This is a genomic window from Jeotgalicoccus huakuii, assembly GCF_036665975.1.
Taxonomy (GTDB): domain Bacteria; phylum Bacillota; class Bacilli; order Staphylococcales; family Salinicoccaceae; genus Jeotgalicoccus; species Jeotgalicoccus marinus.
Genome location: NZ_JAVIYN010000016.1, coordinates 33,188 through 53,364, shown reverse-complemented (window position 1 = coordinate 53,364; position 20,177 = coordinate 33,188). Strand labels below are relative to the sequence as shown.

20 protein-coding genes are annotated in these 20,177 nt (G+C 36.8%); 12 read left to right on the top strand and 8 right to left on the bottom strand.

Features of this window, described 5'->3' with window-relative positions; translation table 11 throughout:
• The first annotated feature begins 130 nt into the window (after positions 1 to 130).
• From gcvPA to V6E76_RS09105, 3 genes are all read left to right on the top strand, one after another.
• Complete coding sequence (gene gcvPA, locus V6E76_RS09115; protein WP_247352206.1) at positions 131 to 1,483, top strand: aminomethyl-transferring glycine dehydrogenase subunit GcvPA; 1,353 nt, start codon at positions 131 to 133, stop codon at positions 1,481 to 1,483.
• On the top strand, positions 1,476 to 2,939 hold the full coding sequence (gene gcvPB / locus V6E76_RS09110; protein WP_247352208.1) for an aminomethyl-transferring glycine dehydrogenase subunit GcvPB: 1,464 nt from the start codon (positions 1,476 to 1,478) through the stop codon (positions 2,937 to 2,939). The genes gcvPA and gcvPB overlap by 8 nt, the downstream gene beginning before the upstream one ends.
• 187 nt (positions 2,940 to 3,126) lie before the next feature.
• Positions 3,127 to 3,960, top strand: coding sequence for a SurA N-terminal domain-containing protein (locus V6E76_RS09105; RefSeq protein WP_247352209.1), 834 nt, complete (start codon positions 3,127 to 3,129; stop codon positions 3,958 to 3,960).
• A gap of 73 nt (positions 3,961 to 4,033) precedes the next feature.
• Here V6E76_RS09105 and V6E76_RS09100 read toward each other — a convergent pair whose 3' ends face one another.
• Positions 4,034 to 4,189 carry a hypothetical protein gene (locus V6E76_RS09100; RefSeq protein WP_166626206.1) on the bottom strand — a complete coding sequence of 52 codons (156 nt, stop codon included), beginning with the start codon at positions 4,187 to 4,189 and terminating at the stop codon, positions 4,034 to 4,036.
• The gene (locus tag V6E76_RS09095; RefSeq protein WP_247352211.1) at positions 4,189 to 5,016 is read right to left on the bottom strand and encodes a MerR family DNA-binding transcriptional regulator; all 828 of its coding nucleotides are present in this window, start codon (positions 5,014 to 5,016) and stop codon (positions 4,189 to 4,191) included. The genes V6E76_RS09100 and V6E76_RS09095 overlap by 1 nt, the downstream gene beginning before the upstream one ends.
• 111 nt (positions 5,017 to 5,127) lie before the next feature.
• Here V6E76_RS09095 and V6E76_RS09090 point away from each other — a divergent pair, with 111 nt between their 5' ends.
• From V6E76_RS09090 to V6E76_RS09070, 5 genes are all read left to right on the top strand, one after another.
• Entirely contained in the window at positions 5,128 to 6,621 is a 1,494-nt protein-coding gene (locus V6E76_RS09090) for an MDR family MFS transporter (protein ID WP_247352213.1), read from the top strand.
• 295 nt (positions 6,622 to 6,916) lie between these two features.
• Positions 6,917 to 7,879: a tRNA dihydrouridine synthase gene (locus V6E76_RS09085; protein ID WP_247352217.1), complete on the top strand. Its 963-nt coding sequence runs from the start codon at positions 6,917 to 6,919 to the stop codon at positions 7,877 to 7,879.
• An 82-nt stretch (positions 7,880 to 7,961) separates the two neighbouring features.
• Positions 7,962 to 8,897, top strand: coding sequence for a DMT family transporter (locus tag V6E76_RS09080; RefSeq protein WP_247352224.1), 936 nt, complete (start codon positions 7,962 to 7,964; stop codon positions 8,895 to 8,897).
• Positions 8,898 to 8,907: 10 nt separating this feature from the next.
• A complete protein-coding gene (locus V6E76_RS09075; RefSeq protein WP_247352256.1) occupies positions 8,908 to 9,855 on the top strand; it encodes a VOC family protein in 948 nt (315 codons plus the stop codon).
• A gap of 17 nt (positions 9,856 to 9,872) precedes the next feature.
• Positions 9,873 to 10,295, top strand: coding sequence for a hypothetical protein (locus V6E76_RS09070; RefSeq protein WP_247352263.1), 423 nt, complete (start codon positions 9,873 to 9,875; stop codon positions 10,293 to 10,295).
• Positions 10,296 to 10,343: 48 nt separating this feature from the next.
• Here V6E76_RS09070 and V6E76_RS09065 read toward each other — a convergent pair whose 3' ends face one another.
• Genes V6E76_RS09065 through V6E76_RS09055 form a run of 3 tightly spaced genes read right to left on the bottom strand, consistent with a single transcriptional unit; the run spans position 10,344 to position 12,274 of the window.
• Positions 10,344 to 11,045 (bottom strand): hypothetical protein, encoded by a 702-nt coding sequence (locus V6E76_RS09065; protein ID WP_499797794.1) that lies wholly within the window; start codon positions 11,043 to 11,045, stop codon positions 10,344 to 10,346.
• Positions 11,032 to 11,913, bottom strand: a complete 882-nt coding sequence (locus tag V6E76_RS09060) for an ABC transporter ATP-binding protein (protein ID WP_035856351.1) — start codon at positions 11,911 to 11,913, stop codon at positions 11,032 to 11,034. Before V6E76_RS09060 ends, V6E76_RS09065 begins: the two co-directional genes overlap by 14 nt.
• Positions 11,906 to 12,274 (bottom strand): GntR family transcriptional regulator, encoded by a 369-nt coding sequence (locus V6E76_RS09055; RefSeq protein ID WP_247352280.1) that lies wholly within the window; start codon positions 12,272 to 12,274, stop codon positions 11,906 to 11,908. The genes V6E76_RS09060 and V6E76_RS09055 overlap by 8 nt, the downstream gene beginning before the upstream one ends.
• Before the next feature lie 285 nt (positions 12,275 to 12,559).
• On the opposite strand from V6E76_RS09055, the gene V6E76_RS09050 reads away from it, so the two are divergent.
• Positions 12,560 to 14,683, top strand: coding sequence for an ATP-dependent Clp protease ATP-binding subunit (locus V6E76_RS09050; RefSeq protein WP_247352282.1), 2,124 nt, complete (start codon positions 12,560 to 12,562; stop codon positions 14,681 to 14,683).
• Positions 14,684 to 14,929: 246 nt separating this feature from the next.
• Here V6E76_RS09050 and ybaK read toward each other — a convergent pair whose 3' ends face one another.
• Positions 14,930 to 15,385 carry a Cys-tRNA(Pro) deacylase gene (gene ybaK / locus V6E76_RS09045; protein WP_499797795.1) on the bottom strand — a complete coding sequence of 152 codons (456 nt, stop codon included), beginning with the start codon at positions 15,383 to 15,385 and terminating at the stop codon, positions 14,930 to 14,932.
• 123 nt (positions 15,386 to 15,508) lie between these two features.
• Between ybaK and V6E76_RS09040 the strand changes: the two genes are divergently transcribed.
• The 3 genes from V6E76_RS09040 to V6E76_RS09030 all read left to right on the top strand — a co-directional run bounded on the left by V6E76_RS09040 (position 15,509) and on the right by V6E76_RS09030 (position 17,940).
• Positions 15,509 to 15,919, top strand: a complete 411-nt coding sequence (locus V6E76_RS09040; protein WP_247352286.1) for a hypothetical protein — start codon at positions 15,509 to 15,511, stop codon at positions 15,917 to 15,919.
• Between the two features lie 55 nt (positions 15,920 to 15,974).
• Positions 15,975 to 16,724 carry a DeoR/GlpR family DNA-binding transcription regulator gene (locus V6E76_RS09035; protein ID WP_247352288.1) on the top strand — a complete coding sequence of 250 codons (750 nt, stop codon included), beginning with the start codon at positions 15,975 to 15,977 and terminating at the stop codon, positions 16,722 to 16,724.
• 277 nt (positions 16,725 to 17,001) lie between these two features.
• Positions 17,002 to 17,940: a LysM peptidoglycan-binding domain-containing protein gene (locus V6E76_RS09030; RefSeq protein ID WP_247352290.1), complete on the top strand. Its 939-nt coding sequence runs from the start codon at positions 17,002 to 17,004 to the stop codon at positions 17,938 to 17,940.
• A gap of 475 nt (positions 17,941 to 18,415) precedes the next feature.
• Here V6E76_RS09030 and V6E76_RS09025 read toward each other — a convergent pair whose 3' ends face one another.
• Entirely contained in the window at positions 18,416 to 19,414 is a 999-nt protein-coding gene (locus V6E76_RS09025; protein ID WP_247352292.1) for a sensor histidine kinase, read from the bottom strand.
• Positions 19,404 to 20,069, bottom strand: a complete 666-nt coding sequence (locus V6E76_RS09020; protein ID WP_247352294.1) for a response regulator transcription factor — start codon at positions 20,067 to 20,069, stop codon at positions 19,404 to 19,406. The genes V6E76_RS09025 and V6E76_RS09020 overlap by 11 nt, the downstream gene beginning before the upstream one ends.
• Between the last annotated feature and the right edge of the window lie 108 nt (positions 20,070 to 20,177).

Genomic DNA, 20,177 nt, shown 5'->3' with positions numbered 1-20,177 from the left:
AACTAATCATTTTCTGAAAGCGCTCTAAATAGTAGCGTCTCCATGAGTAAATTCTACTTCTGGAGCGAACTCCAGACTAGATACAATAATAATAATATTATTATACAGGAAGAATAGGGAGGAAAATGTAATGGATTTTCGTTTTTTACCAGCTACAGAAGCTGATAAAGCACAGATGTTAGAAAAAATCGGTGTAAAATCCACAGACGAACTTTTTTCTGATATTCCAGAAAAAGTTAGACTGAAGAGAGAGCTAGACCTGAAAGAACCTAAGAATGAGTACGAGCTGAAGAAAGAATTGAACGCCATGGCATCTAAAAATGCTAACCTTCAAGAGTACACTTCATTCCTTGGTGCTGGTGTTTATGACCATTTTATTCCATCAGTCGTAGACCATGTTATTTCTAGACAGGAGTTCTATACTTCTTACACACCATACCAACCGGAAATGACCCAAGGTGAACTTCAGGCAATGTTCGAGTTCCAAACAATGGTTTCTGAAATTACAGGAATGCCTATTGTAAACTCTTCATTATATGATGGTGGTACAGCTGTAGTTGAAGCTATGTATTTGGCTAACGTTCAAACTAAGAAGAGCCGTCTACTTGTTTCAAAAGCATTACATCCTGAGTACCGTGAATTAGTTAAGACAGCATCTAAAGGTAAAAACATTGAAATTGTTGAAATTGACCTTGTAGATGGACGTACGGACCTTGACCAACTTGAAAAAGAAGTGAATGAAGACACAGCAGGTGTTATCGTACAATATCCTAACTTCTTAGGACAAATTGAACCTCTCGATAAAATAAATGAAATTGTTAAATCATCACCAAAAGCGATGATGATCGTTTCAAGTAACCCATTAGCTTTAGGTTACCTTACACCACCTGCAGAGTTCGGTGCAGACATCGTTGTCGGTGATACTCAAGTATTTGGTATTCCTGCTCAACTTGGTGGGCCACACTGTGGTTACTTCGCAACAACTGAAAAGTTAATGCGTAAAGTACCTGGCCGTTTTGTTGGTGAAACAGTTGACGAAGATGGTCAACGTGGATTCGTGCTTGCTTTACAAACACGTGAGCAGCACATCAGACGTGAGAAAGCGACTTCTAACATCACTTCTAACCAAGCATTAAACGCAGTAGCAAGTTCTGCAGCGATGAGTGCTTTAGGTAAGAATGGTGTGAAAGAAATGTCAGAGTTAAACTTACAAAAATCACGTTACACTAAACAACAACTTGCAGACGCAGGTATTAAAGCAGCATTTGACGGTGCATTCTTTAACGAATTTGTTGTTGAGTTAAACAAACCTGTTCAGGAAGTTAATGAACAATTATTCGAAAAAGGAATCGTTGGTGGTTTTGATCTTGGACGTATCTACCCAGAATTTGAGAACCACATGCTAATCGCAACGACTGAGATCCGTTCTAAAGATGAAATCGATGCATTCGCTAAAGAATTGGGGGCAATTAACAATGGCTAATGAAAACTTTCCATTAATTTTTGAACGCAGTAAAGAAGGACGAGTAGGATACCACCTACCAAGCCTTGACGTTCCTGAGACTGATTTAAAAGCTGAAATTGGTGAAGCTTATATTCGTAAAGAGCCAGCTAACCTTCCAGAGGTAGACGAATTAGAATTAATGCGTCACTACACTGGGCTTTCTAACCGAAACTTCGGTATCCACACTGGTTTTTATCCATTAGGATCATGTACGATGAAGTACAACCCAGTAATCAACGAAGATGTTGTTAGACACCCTGGTTTCAGTCATATTCACCCATACCAAGACACTAAAACAATCCAAGGTGCTTTAGAGTTAATGTACGATCTACAAGTTCACCTTGAGGAAATCACTGGTATGCATGAAATCACTTTACAACCTGCAGCAGGTTCACAAGGTGAATGGACTTCACTAATGGTGTTTAAAGCATTCCATGAAGCAAATGGTGAAGGTCATAGAAACGAAATTATTGTTCCTGACTCAGCACACGGTACAAACCCTGCATCTGCAGCAGTTGCTGGATTTAAAGTAGTAGAGGTTAAGTCTAACAGTAAAGGTCTAGTAGACGTAGAAGACCTTAAAAAAGTTGTTAACGAAAACACAGCAGCTCTAATGTTAACGAACCCGAATACTTTAGGGTTATTTGAAACTGAGATCGTTGAAATGGCTGAAATCGTCCACGAAGCTGGCGGTAAAATGTACTATGATGGTGCGAACCTAAACGCGATCATGGGTTACACTCGTCCAGGCGACATGGGCTTTGACGCGGTTCACTTAAACTTACACAAAACATTCACTGGCCCACACGGCGGTGGTGGACCAGGTTCAGGTCCAATTGGTGTAACAGAAGAGCTCGCAAAATTCTTACCAAAACCACAAGTTGTTGAAAACGACGGCGTCTATGAATTAGATTATAACCGTCCAGATTCAATCGGTATGGTTAAGAACTTCTACGGTAACTTTGGAATCAACGTACGTGCATACACTTATATCCGTACACTTGGTGCTGAAGGACTTAAGAAAGCAAGTGAGTATGCAGTTCTTAATGCGAACTACATTATGCGCAGCCTACAAGATAAATACGAACTTCCATTTACACAACACTGTAAACACGAATTCGTACTATCTGGAAATAAACAAAAAGCACAAGGTGTGAGAACATTAGATATCGCTAAACGTCTAATGGACTTTGATATTCACCCGCCAACAGTTTACTTCCCATTAATCGTAGCTGAAGCATTAATGATTGAGCCGACTGAAACTGAATCTAAAGAAACATTAGATCACTTCATCGACACAATGTTACAAATTGCGGATGAAACTGAGAATAACCCAGAGATCATTCATGAAGCACCACACAAAACTTCAGTTAAACGCTTAGATGAAACTAGAGCTTCTCGTAAGCCTGTACTCCGTTGGCAAAAAGAAGCGTAAGTGAATAATAGAAGCAGCAAACACCTTGTCGTGTTTGCTGCTTTTTTATTTCTACATAGAAATTTATGGTCACGAAACAGTCAAAATCGATGAAATTATTTTTATATACACCCCTTTTTACATGATTTTTTAATTTGTGTACGTTAGAATGACCTCTAACACTTTATTAAAAGGAGTTATCTTAAATATGAAAAAATGGATATCGGGATTAACAATAATAGGATCATTATTAGTTGTCTCTGCATGCAGTAATGATGAAGGTGCAGAAGATACAAGTGCAGAAGAAGAAAATGCTACTGAAGAAACAGCTTCGTCAGAAGAATCTGGTGGAGCAGCTGCTGAAGGAGAACAGTCAGCAGAAGGCGAGTCAGCACAAGGTGAAGGCGGAGAAGGCGAACAAGCAGAAATGCCTGAACCAGATTTAGAAGATGTACCTGATGTCGTAGCAGAAGTGAACGGTACACAAATCGAAAAACCTGAGTTCGAAGAAGCGTATAACGCTCAGTTCCAGCAGATGGCAATGATGTCTCAAATGTCTGGTGAAGAGGTCAATCAGGATGATCTTAAAACCCAAGTGGCTGATGGCTTAGTTTCACAAGAGCTACTCGTTCAAGAAGCTGATAATAGAGAACTTGAAGCATCAGAAGAAGAAACGACAGAACTTCTAGATCAGCTCACAGAACAAGCTGGTGTTGAATCACAAGAAGAACTTTACACAATGTTTGAAGAGCAAGGTATGAATCAAGAAGAAGTCGATGAACAAATTCAACTTCAAGTCAGAGTAGATAAACTCATTGCTGAAGAAGCTGGAGAAATCGAACCTTCAGAAGATGAACTAAAAGAATTGTATGATCAGCAAGTCGAACAGTTAGAGCAGATGGAAACTGAAGAAGAGCCGCCTTCATTTGATGAGCTGAAACCTCAACTAGAAGAACAATTGGTCAGTCAAAAAGAAGGTGAAGCTGCTCAAAAATTAGTTGAGACGCTTAAAGAAGATGCAGAAATTGAAATGCATGTTTAATTATTAACATATAAACAAAAGCTATGCAGAACCATTAGGTAATCTGCATAGCTTTTTTTATTGTATAAGAATCTTACCTCACAATTATATAGTAAATAACATAGAACCATGAGAAGATGCCATGGATAATTGCCCATAGTATAGATTGGTGTAAACTCCAAGAAATTGTGACGGCTAATACAGTACCGAATCCAACACCAGTTTTTACAACACTTGTCGATTTACTCATTACATACTCCCTTCTGTCTCTTCAACCGGGACAGTTATTTTTGTCACGTACTGTGATGCATCTTTTACTGCAATACGATCATATACAGGCTCGCAGTATATCTTGTCTTTAATCTCTAGTTGATGATTATTTATAAACGCTTTTATTTTATCGAAAGTTTGATACATTTTACGGTACTCACCTATATGATAAGCGACCACATCTTGACACTTATCTTTTTTAACCAAGGGCAGTTCTTTTGTATACTCTGTTCTAACGAACAAATGCTTGAAATTATTTTCAGTCGATAGATTAAAATCATCTTTTCTTAAGATAACACCAATTGCGTATTTCTCATTCAAAGTATCCATACTTGTATGGTAAAAGTCTGCAATTACCTTTTTGTTGTAGTCTTCATCATCGTATACTAGTTGATGACTCACATATAGGTATTCAATATCTGAGTTTTGTACGACAATCTCAGAGAAATCTTGTTGTTGTGCTTCTTTGGTTAGAGTAATTTTCTTTTCTATTGAATTTTGGATGGACTGTAAGTTTTCAATTTTCTTAGATATCTGTTCAGACTTTTTCTTAAATAAATCAATCATGGACTCAGGGTTTGTATTATTTATAAAGATCTTAATTTCCTTTAGTGGTGTTTCCATTTCTTTTAACGATTCAATTAAGAACATGGTGTCACACTGTGTAATTGAATAATAGCGGAAACCGTTTTGATCCTTATGGATCGGTTCTAGAAGATTGATTTTGTCATAATAAAATAAGGTTTGCTTAGAAACATTACAAAGATTTGCGAAATCACCAGTTGAAAAATATATTTCTGAATTCATTAAATCACCTCTTGCCTATATAGTTACTATATACTTTATATTTAATTAGGTCACTAATTATGCTGTTAGTCGACAAAACGTTTATAGAAAAAAACAGATACGAGGTGTATTATGACGACCGAAAACGTAAAGTATGAGTTTCTTTCAGAAAATCCGAATGTTAAAACCAAGCCTATTATGATTGCTTTAATCATCGGGGCATTTTTTGCGATACTCAATGAAACATTACTAAATATTGCATTAACGACTTTAATGCAAGAATTTGATATTACGCTACCCACAGTTCAGTGGATTGCGACAGGATTTATGTTGGTGATGGCTATAGTTATGCCAATATCGCCACTCTTAATTGGTTGGTTTACCACACGACAGTTATTTATCGGTACCATGGTGACTTTCTTAATCGGTACCATAGTAGCAGGTTCAGCACCAACATTTGGTGTCCTACTATTCGGTAGAATGATTCAAGCTGTTGGTACAGGTTTGATTATGCCAATTATGTTTAACGTATTCTTACTATTATACCCACCTCACAAAAGAGGTAAGATCATGGGGATTGTAGGGCTTGTCATAATGTTTGCACCTGCAATTGGACCAACGCTTTCAGGTGTAATCGTCGAGTATTTAGGTTGGAGATTCCTCTTCTTCCTAGTTGTGCCATTTACCATATTCTCGATTCTATTTGCAATGAAGTTCCTAGTGAACGTTACTGAAATTACAAAACCTAAGATTGACTGGTTATCAATTGTTTTCTCTACAATTGGTCTTGGAGGTACAATATACGGATTCAGTCATGCTGGTGAAAGTGCAAATGGATTTATGACAGCATCTGTATTCATTCCTATAATTATTGGTGTAATCAGTCTTGTACTCTTTGCCATGCGTCAATTTAAACTTGATGAACCGCTTATGGATTTAAGAGTATTTAAGTTTCCAATGTTTGCCCATGCTGTAATCATGTTCATTATTATTATTATGGTTATGTTTGCTTCAGAGCTAATTCTACCTGTATTTATGCAGGGACCAATGGGCTTGACTGCAGCAGCAGCAGGACTTTTACTATTACCTGGTAGTATTCTTAATGGTTTAATGAGTCCATTTATGGGTGCCTTATTTGATAAGGTAGGACCGAAAGTCATGATGGTTCCAGCAACCATTGTCTTGGCAGCAGTTATGTTTATGTACAGTAATCTGACTGCAGATACACCAGAATGGGTCATCATTGTCGGCTTTATGTTGATTATGTTAAGTGTTTCAGCAATGATGATGCCTGCAGAAACGAACGGTTTGAATCAGTTGCCTAAACACATGTATTCACATGGTACTGCACTAATGTCTACTTTACAGCCATTATCCGGTGCAATTGGTGTGTCAGTATTTCTTGGTTTATTGAACTCTAAACAAGCGAGTTACTTAAATGGTGTGGAAGATCCAACCTCACCACAAGCCATTACTGATGCGATGGTTGCAGGAACAGAATTTGTATATTTCGTCATCTTTATTATTACGATTGTTGCATTTATCTTAGCTTTATTTGTTTATAGAGCAAGACCACTTGAAGCTGTTGTACCTGCACCAAAGAAGACAGAAGAAAATAATGACTAATTAGCGAAATCACTCCATATTTACTCTGGAGTGATTTCTTATCATGTATAATTGATATATGGCTAGTTAAAGGAGACTAAGTATGAATAAGTGGTATTTATTATTCTTAACCATAGTGCTCGTAGCACTTCTACTATTTACAGTGTTCTTATCACTGGGTGGAGTGTAGGCTCAAAATCACACCTGCAGATATCGATCTGCAGGTGTTTTCATTGCTTTGTCTAATTAGGTATTATGTGGTAATATTCATCATGGATTATACGAGATATTTTAAAGATAAGAAGGTCAGACATATATGAAAGAAAATTTTTGGCAGACGCTACCGCGTCCATTTTTTGTGCTTGCACCAATGGAAGATGTCACTGATGTTGTCTTTAGACACGTCGTTGCAAAAGCGAGTGCACCTGATGTTTATTTTACAGAGTTTACGAATACGGAAAGTTTTTGCCATCCTGAAGGCATACACAGTGTAAGAGGCAGATTGACTTTTACGGAAGATGAGCAACCAATTGTTGCACATATTTGGGGCGATAAGCCTGAACATTTTAGAGAAATGAGTATCGGCATGGCTGAAATGGGCTTTAAAGGTGTCGATATTAATATGGGATGTCCAGTACCGAATGTAGCGACAAAAGGTCGTGGTTCTGGATTGATATTAAGACCAGAAGTCGCAGCTGAAATTATTCAAGAAGCTAAGGCTGGAGGTATTCCAGTCAGCGTCAAAACCCGTCTTGGTTATACAGATATTGATGAGTGGAGAGATTGGTTAAGGCATGTTCTAGAGCAAGATATTGCAAACTTATCCATTCATTTAAGAACGAGACGTGAAATGAGCAAAGTAGATGCCCACTGGGAATTAATTGGTGAAATCAAAGCGCTTCGTGATGAAGTTGCGCCGAATACACTACTTACAATTAATGGTGATATACCAGATAGAAAGACAGGGCTTGAACTCGTTAGTAAGTATGGTGTGGATGGTGTTATGATTGGTCGAGGTATTTTCCAAAACCCATTCGCTTTTGAAGTTGAGCCAAAAGAGCATAGCCCTGAAGAACTGCTCGATCTATTAAGATTGCACTTAGATCTTTTTGATAAGTATTCAGAAGATGAGCCGAGACTATTTAAGCCGCTCCGTCGTTTCTTTAAAATTTACGTTAAAGGTATACGTGGTGCAGGGGAACTTAGAAATCAACTGATGAGTACAGAAACTACAGATGAGGTACGTGCGCTACTAGATGAGTTTCAAAATAATAAGTAAGACGATTTGTCCCTTTTGGTTTCCAAAAGGGATTTCTTTTTGAAATCGTGATACCATAAAGGAAAATACAGGAGATGAGAACATGATTGGAATATTAGGCATTGTAATAGGTAGTGGAATGTCCTTTCAGTCCGCTGTCAATTCACAACTGAGAAATTACGTTTTCTCTCCTTACATAGCTTCTATGTTGTCATTTTTAGTCGGAACCATTCTCTTAGCTTTGGTTGTACTCTCACAGGGCTTACCATTATTTCCTACGTTTGAGATTATAACAAATCACCCTTGGTGGATATGGCTTGGCGGACTTTGTGGTGTGATTGCATTAACAGGGAATATTATCATCTTCCCTAAGATCGGCAGTATAGAAACTGCAGTGATGCCGATTATTGGAATGATTATTACAAGCATGTTGATTGACCATTTTGGTTGGTTTGAGTCTACGATATTACCATTCAGTTTAAATCGATTTGTTGGCGTAATTTTTATACTGGTCGGCGTGGTATTTGCGGTCGTCCTGAGAGATACCTTAATGAATCGTAAATTAACGAAAGATACAAATAGCAATATTAATAAGAATCCGTGGCGCGCGGTTGGCTTATTTGGCGGTGCCATGCTCGCTGTTCAAGCGGCAGTCAATGGCCAGCTCGGGGTTGCAGTAAATTCACCGTTAACAGGTGCATTCCTATCATTTTTAGTAGGAACAATTATTCTGTTTCTGCTAGTAATTTTTATCGATAAAAACCTGAAGCCCGTGAGTCGTCCATTTACCGAGAAAGCACCTATATGGGTTTGGTTAGGTGGTGTATTTGGTGCCTGCTACGTATCGATTAATATTTTACTAGTCGGTATCATCGGTACTGGTCCAACTGTCGTACTCGTTCTATTTGGACAAATTACAGGCAGTATACTCGTGCAACAATTTGGATTGTTCCGTTCAGTTAAAACACCAACAGCTCCAATCCAAGTGCTTGGTTTAATCGTTATGCTGGTCGGTGTAGTTTTAATCAACTTATTCTAGGAGGATTTATATGAATTCAGTACTCGGGCATCACCATATTTCAATGATGACAAAAGATGCAGAAGAGAATAATCGATTTTATAATGAAGTACTCGGTTTAAGACGTTTAAAAGTAACAGTCAATCAAGATGATCCGTCTATGTATCATATATTTTTTGGCGACAAGAAGGGCACACCAGGTACTGAACTTACCTTTTTTGAAATGCCTAATATCGGACAGACACATAAAGGCACCAATGCGATAACTAGAATTGGCTTATTGGTTAAAGACGAAGCAGCTTTAAATTACTGGCAACAACGTTTTGACGAATATGGGGTAGAGTACGGTGATATCAAACAGTACGCTGGTAAAAGAGGCTTACCGTTTGTAGATCCAGATGGCTTACATTTAGTGCTTCAAGTGGCAGACCAAGTCGACGGGAACTATCTTCCTTGGGCAGACTCAGCAGTCCCTGTAGCACATCAAATTATTAGTATGGGTACTGTTGAGTTGACGGCAAAACGATTGGATAAGCTTGAAAAAACACTGATTGCACTGTTCGATTATGAAAAGGTAGCAGGTGGTGACAACCAACGCCTTTATAGGCCGAAAAATGGTAATCATGAAGGTGAAATTTTAACTGTTTACAAAGATGGACTAAGAGAAAAACCTGGGCGTGGTAGTGTACATCATCTAGCAATTAACGTTCAAAATGATGATGAACTAAAGTACTGGCATGAGATGGTAACTAAGAGGGGCTTTCGCTCAACTGGTGTCATTGACAGACACTTTTTTAAGAGTATGTATTTCAGAGAATCAAACGGCATCATGTTTGAAATTGCAACTTTAGATGGGCCTGGAATGACAGATGATGAAGCAAATCAATCACTAGGTAATCACTTAGACTTGCCGCCATTCCTAGAAGAGAAAAGAACACAAATAGAAGAAGATTTAATCAAACTATCATTTATTGAATAACATGTGAGGAATTTCAAATGACACAACTATTAGATACTTCAAAATTAGAAGATGTAAGCATTCATACAATTACGTATATTGATGACATTGTCGGTCTGGGAGAAAAAAGACTGTCGATTGATCGTAAACATTTTGATGACTTAGAAATTTCAGAGTCAGTATTGAAAATGCACATTAATAGAGCATCACTAGAAGAATTCACTAAGGAAAGAAATAAAGAGCTACTAGAATATGAGAATTACTCAGAATTTGATCATCTTAATAGTATGGTCGCTATGCTAGAGCACGATTTCTTTAGTATCGACAAAGTGAAGTTTTTCTTTAGAGATGAAAACCATCTATCCGGTGAAGCGGTCATCGATACTTCAGATGAAGAACAAGTAAAAATGACTAGTGAGGTCAGTGGTAAATCGCTTATATTAACAATAGAATTACGATAAAAGAAATCCGTACATGTGATCGTGACCACATGTACGGATTTTATCTTACTATTTAATTGAAGGTTTAACGATTTTACGATCTCCACGTTCTAATGGCGCATTTCTCATCATGAAGTATGACAGGACGAGTAGGATTAGTGATCCGCCTGCAAGTATATGAATGAATAATGTGTAGTCTGTCATGATGAATTCAAACAGTGGTCCAAAATCAATATAGAAGTAGATTGAAATTGAAGCGAGTATAACTAGGCCAAGCAGTATCAATGTTCGCATTGTTCCCATATTAAAATTGATAACTTGTGCAAACATTCCGATACCAAATAGAATGAATAGCCATAGGAAATCTATCCAAAAGTACATAAATATATTTGCGTCAGTTAAAATGTCTGCCATGTGAAACACAGAATAAGAATCCTCGAATAAATTTGTCCCTATAAAGTGTAATAAAGTCAGTACGACTGATGCAGCTATTATAAATAAAATGCTTGATAGGTAAGCTGATAACATAAACTGAGTTCTAGTTCCGCCTAAGCCGAGTATGAATCGATACGCTTTAAAGAATATAAATGGCAGTGTCAGAAACACTATATAAAAGGGACCGAAAAGTGCGCCAACACTATTAGCGCCAGATGATAACGAGCTTAAAAAAATAAAGAGAGCAAAAATGGCGACTGTAACAAAAATATTAATATAAAATGTTATGCCAGTTTCTTTTGCGACGATTTTAAAAGGACCATTAAGCGTGTGCATGTAATTTTGCCTCCTTTTTAGTTAAATTGACTAGATAATCTTGGAAGGGAGCTTTTTCTATAGAAACACCGTGAGAAAAAGCTTCTTGCTTTAATGCTTCTGTATACGGTGCATCAATCATAACGTTGAGCTGTTTGCCGAGCTTTCGTTCTTCTAAAATTGTGTACTGTTCTGCAATAGCATTCACAGCATCACTTGTACCGCTTAAGTGAACACCACGTGTCTTAAGTGATTCCGTATCCTGATAGGTTAGAAGCGTATTGTTATCTATAATTGCAATTTTTTCACACAGTGGTTCAACTTCTTCAATATGGTGTGTTGATAAGAGAATCACCCTTGGATCTTCTTCAAATGAATCGAGTAGGATATCGTAGAATTGCTTTCTCATATGCGCATCTAAACCGTTTGATGGCTCATCGAAAATTGTTACGGGTGCTTTACTCGCGAGTCCGATTGCGATAGTTAACATCGTCTTCATACCTTTAGAAAATTTACGAATTTTTTTCTTTCTTGGAAGTTGAAAAATTTCTATTAATTGATCAGCTAAAGCTTGATCCCACTTATCATTAAAATTTGATGCGTAATTTAAGGCGTCATTAACATTCCACAAGTCACTATAAGGGTGGTCTTCTTGCATAAATGCAACATGGTTCATCGCTTCAATATTATTGTAAGGTATTTCACCATCGACATGGACCGTGCCAGAAGTCGGGTGTTCTAAACCTGACAATAGTTTCATAAGGGTTGTTTTACCAGAACCATTCCTTCCCCATAAACCAATAATGACCGGATTATTTTCTATAAGATTGATATCTTTTAAAATATATTTGTTGTCATAAGCAAATGCGACATTGTCTAAATTAATCATTATTATCCTCCTTTAAAAACTTAATCACTTCATCAAGCCCCATATCTAAGCGTTTAGATTCTTCTAACATAGGTTTAATATATTGCTTTCTAAATTCATTTTTTCTCTTCTCTAATAATTTAGACCGGGCATCTTTAGAGACGAATATACCGAGACCACGTTGTTTATAAGCATATCCTTCTTCAACAAGGACACTGAGACCTTTCTGTGCAGTTGCACGGTTAACTTGATAGAATTTCGAAATCTCCGTCGTTGAGGGGATTTGGTCACCTTCTTGGAGTTCACCTTCAATTATGTCGTCCTCTATCATTTCGTGTATTTGTTGGAATATAGGTTTTGAGTCATCTAGTACTGCTTTCACACATGAAGACCTCCTTTTGATGAGTGGTTGATTAGTTGTGTAATCAACTATACATACGAAGATAGATTTTGTAAAGAAAAAGTATAAAAAACTTGAAAGTCAAACAAGGTCAATGTATAATAAAATTATAAGTCAAAGATAGTCAAACTTCTCGGTATGATTATAAATTTGATAAGCACATAATTTGAAGTCACTGATATCAGGCTTTATACTATAAACATAGTCAAATATAGTCAAAGTCAAAACGAACTATGATTGAAAAACTTTTAAAAGGAGGAAACACACATGAAATGTCAAAATTGTGGTATTAACGAAGCAAATGTTAACCTTGCAATGAATTTTAATAACCAAAAAATGCAGGTTCATTTATGTGACAGCTGTTTCCAAGAAATCCAAGGACAAATGATGAACTCTAACGATTTCTTTAAAGGTCAAAATAATGCAATGAATAACAATAAATACTTTAACGGACAAGGAAACAGTGCAACGAGCACTAGAACAAGAGAAGAAAGCAATAGAGACGGACTTTTAGATCAATTAGGTAATAATATTTCCGACGAGGCGAGATCTGGGAAAATTGATCCTGTAATTGGTCGTGACAAAGAAGTTAAGCGTGTCATTGAAACACTTAATAGAAGAAATAAAAACAACCCAGTACTCATTGGTGAACCTGGTGTTGGTAAAACTGCCATTGCTGAAGGCTTAGCACTTAAAATTGTTGAGGGCAACGTTCCTACGAAATTGATGGACAAAGAAATTTACGTTTTAGATGTTGCTTCACTAGTCGCGAACACTTCTATGCGTGGACAGTTTGAAGAACGTATGAAGCAATTAATATCTGAATTAAAAGAACGAAAAGAAGTCATCTTATTTATAGATGAAATTCACCAAATCGTTGGAGCAGGGTCTGCAGAAAGTTCACAAATGGATGCTGGTAACATTCTAAAACCAGCACTTGCTAGAGGTGAACTACAAATCATCGGTGCAACAACGCTAAAAGAATATCGTCAAATTGAAAAAGATGCAGCGCTTGAGCGTCGTCTACAACCGATCATTGTTAAAGAACCAAGTTTAGAAGAGTCTGTATTAATTCTTAAAGGTATTAAAGATCGCTATGAAAAATTCCATGAGGTCAATTACTCTGATGACGTAATTGAGGCTTTTGTTAACCTATCTCATAGATATATTCAAGATCGTTTCTTACCAGATAAGGCAATTGACTTAATGGATGAAGTCGGTGCAAGACTTAACCTTTCAAATGCTGAAAATGATACGGACTCTATTAAACAAAAATTAGACAAAATTGCGAAAGAGAAAGATGAAGCTGCTGAACAAGAAGACTATGAAACTGCAGCACACTTAAAATATCAAGAATTACAACTACAAAAACAATTGGATGCAGCAGAGGATGAACAAAAGACTTTAGATGTTGATGTCACAGATATTCAATTAATTGTTGAAGAGAAAACAGGTATTCCTGTAACAAAAATACAAGCAGAAGAACAAAATCAGATGAGACTTCTAAGTGAAAATCTTAGTGCTAAAGTGATTGGGCAAGAACAGGCAGTAGATAAGGTAGCGAAAGCGGTCAGAAGAAGCCGTGCAGGACTAAAATCTAAATATCGTCCAATAGGTTCCTTCCTATTCGTTGGCCCAACAGGTGTCGGTAAAACTGAATTAACCAAAGCATTAGCTGAGGAAATTTTTGGTACAAGAGACTCTATGATTAGATTAGATATGTCTGAGTACATGGAAAAACATGCTGTCTCTAAAATTATCGGTTCACCTCCAGGTTACGTTGGTCACGAAGAAGCAGGACAATTAACAGAAAAAGTACGTCACAATCCTTATACAATTATTCTTTTAGATGAGATTGAAAAGGCACACCCTGATGTACAAAATATGTTCCTTCAAATTATGGAGGATGGTCAGCTTACTGATTCTCATGGTCGTACTGTTAGCTTCAAAGAAACAGTGATTATCATGACAAGTAACGCTGGTACAGGAGACAATAACGCTAGTGTTGGATTTAATGCGAGTCAACATGAGTCAGTAACGACACTTGAGAACTTAAGTGATTACTTTAAACCTGAATTCTTAAACAGATTTGATGCAATTATTAACTTCAATGAATTGTCTGAAGAAAATCTGATGGAAATTACTGATTTAATGCTTAATGAGTTATCAGAGACACTTAAGGAAAATGATATTAGCATCACTGTTACTGAAGACGCTAAGAAAAAATTAGTGAGCCTCGGTTACGACAAACGCTTTGGTGCAAGACCATTGAGAAGAGTGATTCAAGATAGAATTGAAGACCAACTTACTGATTTAATATTAGAATCTGATGATTTAGAACAAGTCAGAGCTCACATTAAAAATGGTGAAATTGTCGTATCTAAAGCTTAGGTTATTATAGGACTACTGAAATTTTAAATATTGAAAAGGGGTTGGGACAAAAACCATCCTCTTCATAAATAAGCCGGACGTTAGCAATTCTTAAGGCATCGCGTGAGCCTGTAGTCTCACGCAGAATGCTATTCCCCTAGAAGTCTAACGTCCGGCTTTTTTAGTATAATTTATTATTTCCCTATATATTCAGTTTTTTGTCCCAGTATCTTTTTTTTGTTGTTCTATTTTTACTTAGTAATCAAATCACTTATCAGTTATATCTACAAGTGATCCATTAGTAATGCTCAGTAAATCATCAGGTGTCACTTCGACCTGCATTCCTCTTTTACCAGCAGACACAACCATCTTATCAAGTGACTTAGCTTCAATAGCAATAAAGGTAGGAAAGTGTTTCTTCATACCGATAGGTGAGCAACCGCCTCTAATATAACCGGTCGTTTTCTCCAAGTCCTTCATATGCAACATGTCTACTTTCTTATTACCACTTTCCCTTGCAAGTGCCTTTAAATCCAATTCTTTTTTGGCTGGAATACAAGCAACAATTGGCCCTGTGATATTACCAACTGCGACAAGCGTCTTAAATATTATTTGTTCTGACACTTCAAGTGTGTCGACTGAACGATCAGTATCTTTATGGTCCTCTGACCAAGCATATTCGTGAATTAAATAAGGGATTTTCTCTTTATCTAACTGTCGCATGGCATTCGTCTTTTGAACTTTCTTTTTCTTCAAGATGTCATACCTCCGTATTGTTATCTTAGCGCTTAGCATATCATATCTTTTCTAGTATAATAGGTTTGAAGATTTAACAAGGAGATGCCTATGTTTCTAAAATCCCAAGAAGACGAAAGAACACCTATAAAAAAGAAATATCATTTTGATCCGATCAAGGTAATGATTGGTATGGCTATTGGTTTTGTGACCCCGGAAGTTGCTCAGTTTTTATCGGAAAATGTTATAAAGACAAATACCTTAAACAATATCACCAATGTTTCACCAATTGGTCTTGCTGTAATTTTTGGACTTGTTGCTTTGTTTTTAACCTTCCAAGTCGAGCGCATATATGAAGAAGATATAGAGCAGGACAGAAAGAAACAAGTTTCAAAAGGTGAGCAAAATGAGGTAACGGATAAGTTAGCAGAATATCAAGCAGCAAAAAAAGCGGGCGACACAGACCGAATGAAAGAGATTGAAGTTTGGCTAAAAGCACACAAAGTGACATTGAAGAAATAGGACACTTCATAGAGGAGCGTCAATTTTTCTTGGTAAAATGTCTAAGGGGATGAATATGAAAGAGAAAAGAAAACGTTACATTTTAAATAAAGTTTCTGAGAGTCGTGAAGTAACAATAGAAGAATTAGCTGTGGAACTTTCAGTATCTGAGATGACGGTGCGTCGAGACTTAAAGGAACTTGAGGAAAATGAACAAATTATACGGACATCGAATTCAATATTACTGAAGGACTCATTTTTGAATGAAGTGCCTTTTGTTAAAAAGCAACTCGTTAATATTAAAGATAAACGCGTAATTGCTAGAAAGGCACTGGACTTTATACACCCGGATGATACGGTCCTACTAGACGCGGGTACGACCACTTTAGAAATTTGTAAGTTACTCAAAAAACAAAATTTTCAAGTGAGAATTGTGACGAACGATATTAAAGCAGCGGCAGAGCTCATCGATAGCCAACACGAAGTGATAATTTTAGGTGGCAAAGTGCAGAGGAATATTGGCTCAATGTATGGTGTGCAAACCATTGATATTTTGAGATCTATCAAAGTTAATATTTCTTTTGTAGGCACTCAGGCAATGGATGTTGATGAAGGTGTTTATGCGCCAACTATTGAAAAAGCAACCGTGAAGCGCTTGATGATGAAGTGCGGCCAGGTATCTTATTTGGTTGTTGACTCTAGTAAGTTTGGAAGTACAGATTTCTCAAAGGTATGTAACCTCAGAGAATTTTCAGGAATTATTACTGAAGATTCTCTTGATGAAGAGACCATAGAACTTTTAAAGCAACATACAACGGTAATTTAATTATTACAGTCAAATTACGTTATCTTACATGCTTCAGAAGCAAAAATACACACTTAATAGCTAGAACCTTGATATACAAGGCTTCTAGCTATTTTTATATATTATTTTAGGACGGAAAAACATATTTTTGAGAATGTGAATGTTCTGCGATTTTTCACTTTAATTACAAGTTGGTTACAAAGGACAAATTAGCAATATCATGTGCTATAGTAGGACTCATGGAAATCGCACGTGACGCGAATTTAAAAAATACATCCAAATTACGGAGGCTTTATCAATGAAAAAAACTATTATTTCTGCAGCATCACTTACAGCATTATCAGCAGTGGCTGCAGCTAACATATCTGCATCAGAAGTAACGGTAGATTCAGGAGATACACTTTGGAGTTTATCTAGTGAAGCTGGTAAATCAGTTGAGGAAGTTAAATCATTAAACAACTTAACTTCAGACATCATCTTCCCTGGTGACGTTCTTAAGATCGATGGAGAAGCTCCAGCAGCAGCACCGGCTGAAGAAACAACTGAAGAAGTAAGCTCAGACGCGACTACATATACAATTGAAGCAGGCGATACTTTATTCTCAATCGCTAACCAATTTGACGTATCAGTTTCTGAACTACAAGAGTGGAACAACCTTACATCAGACCTAATCTTCGTTGGAAAAACTATCAACGTTGCAGGTGGATCAGAAGAAGCTGAAGAAGCTCCAGCTGTAGAAGAAACATCAGCACCTGCTGTTGAAGAAGTAGAAGTTGAGGAAGTTGAAGAAACTCCTGAAGTTCAAGATGCAGAAGAAGTTGAAGCTCAAGTTGAAGAAGTAGAAGAAACTGAAGAAGTTTCAGAACCAGCACCAGCACCTGCACCAGAAGTATCAGGTGGAAATGCAGCATCAGTTGCTCACTCAGTAGCAGCAGGTAAGAGCTACGTATGGGGAGGAAACTCTGCAACAGCAGTAGACTGCTCAGCATTCACTCAACAGTTCATGAAAGCATTCAACGGTAAAGATATTCCTAGAACAACTTATGGTCAGCAAGCAGCAGGTACACAAGTATCTAACCCACAACCAGGTGACCTAGTATTCTTTAACAACTACTCACACGTAGGTGTTTACATTGGTAATGGCCAAATGGTAGATGCACTTAACCCTTCAGAAGGTGTTGGTGAGCGTGCAGTATCTTACGTACATGGTCACGTTGACGGTTACTACAGATTCTAATAATATTAATATGATGAGAAAAGACTTGGATCCTTTAAGATCCAAGTCTTTTTTGTTGGTTTAAGTGGGATTGGGTGAGACGAAATGTTGTTAGATGAGCTTCGAAATAAAAACGAATCTGATGTAATGGTGGTGCTCCGCTTCGAAATAAAAACGAATCTGATGTAATGGTGGTGCTCCGCTTCGAAATAAAAACGAATCTGATGTACTGGTGGTGCTCCGCTTCGAAAATAAAACGAAGCTGACGTGATGGTGTAGCTCCGCTTCGAAAATAAAACGAAGCTGACGTGATGGTGTAGCTCCGCTTCGAAATAAAAACGAAGCTGACGTAATGGTGTAGCTCCGCTTCGAAATAAAAACGAAGCTGACGTAATGGTGTAGCTCCGCTTCGAAGTAAAAACGAATCTGATGTAATGGCAAACCTGCAACTAGAATCCAAAACGAATACCATTTACCTAGCACTAAACGTCTACATTTACTTCTGTGATAATCGATAAGCTGTACCCGCATTTGTTGACTCAATATCCAATTGAATATTAAGCTTCTGACAAATATTTTTGATTACTGAAAGACCTGTTGTTTCATGATCTCTATCAATTTCAAAACCAACGCCGTAGTCTTTAATTATTAAGGTTTCATCAATAGTTATTTCAATTTGATTCGTAGCTGAATGTTTGAAAATATTAGAGATGATGTTTTCAAATAATCGGTCCAGCCACAGTTCATTGGCTTGCCATATCAGATTATTTTGCACGTCAATTGTATATTCTATATTATTCTTGTTCAGTAAATATGACCACTTGTTAATGGTTTGTTTTAAAGACTTATGGACAGAAATATCTTCTTTAAAAATATAATAGTTATCGATATCAAATAATGCTTCACTTGATATTGAATTCACCAGTTTACTAATGTAATCAACTTTTTGATAGAGTACATCTACCTCTTCTTTTGGTACATTATGATTTTGGCTATACAAATATAATTCAAGATTTAGCGCATTTAATGGTGTGTTAATATCATGAGATAATTGTTTTAAATATTCGCGTTTTAAATCTTCCATCTGTGATAATTCGATTTCTTTTGCTCTTAGTCTGTCGATCATGGTATTGATTGATGCAGCAAGCTTATTCAACTCGTCCTCACTTTCTTCAATGACTGCGAGCTTTTCAGGAAATGCATCGTCTTCTGCAATTTTTCTGACCGTCTGTTCCATTGTATTTATACGATTAATAATCTTCTTAAAGTATCTAGCAGCAATAAACATTAATCCAAACAGAATGCCAAAAAAGACAATATAAAAATAAGTGGTCAGTATACTACCAGAAAAATGACCATCGATACTAAATAATGAGGTAATGCCAAGGTGAGTGAAGAACATTGCATAGGACAACAGGATAAAAACCACTGGGATGGCAGCTATTGATAAGGACATGACGACATAAAATTTGTAGCTTAGATTTTTATTTTTCATGAGCATTCATCCTATATCCTATTCCATGAATAGTAGAAATAATCGTGTTGTCGTGATCATTAGTTTTTTGTCTAATCTTTTTAATATAAACGTTCAAGGAATTATCGTAGATATCTCCATCTGGCCAAACGTATTGTAGTATCTGTTCTTTTGTTAATGTTGTACCGATGTTAGAAAATAAGTAAAAGAACAACCGTTTTTCAATTTTTGTAAAAGGAATTTCATTATCTTCCTGGTCAAAAACTTCAAATTTGTATGGATCTATAGTCAAGTTGAATAGAGTTGTCGGTGTTTTATCGTAAAAGCGATCTAAGATATTGTTAATCCTAGAAATCAACTCGGTCGGATGAAAGGGTTTAGTAATGTAGTCATCCCCAGCACGTAAACCTGTAATCTTACTATCCATGTCGTTTCTTGCTGATAGAAAAATGATTGGCGTATCGATATGCTGATGAATATAATCAGCAATCGATAGGCCATCGTCATATGGCAACATGATATCTAATAAAATAAGGTGAACATCTGTGAGTTGTTCTAAGACATGTTCACCAGTGTGATTCAATTTTACTTTAGCCCCTTGTTGGACTAGTATCTTCTTTAAATTTTTAGCAGAACTGATATCATCTTCAACGATTAAAATATTGAAATCTTTCATTTGTAAACCTCATTTCTGTTGCTATAGATATAAGTTTACTAAAATGAGGAAGGCGATTAAACTAATGAAAGTCACCACTCCAAATATATTTACATAAGTAAACTTTCT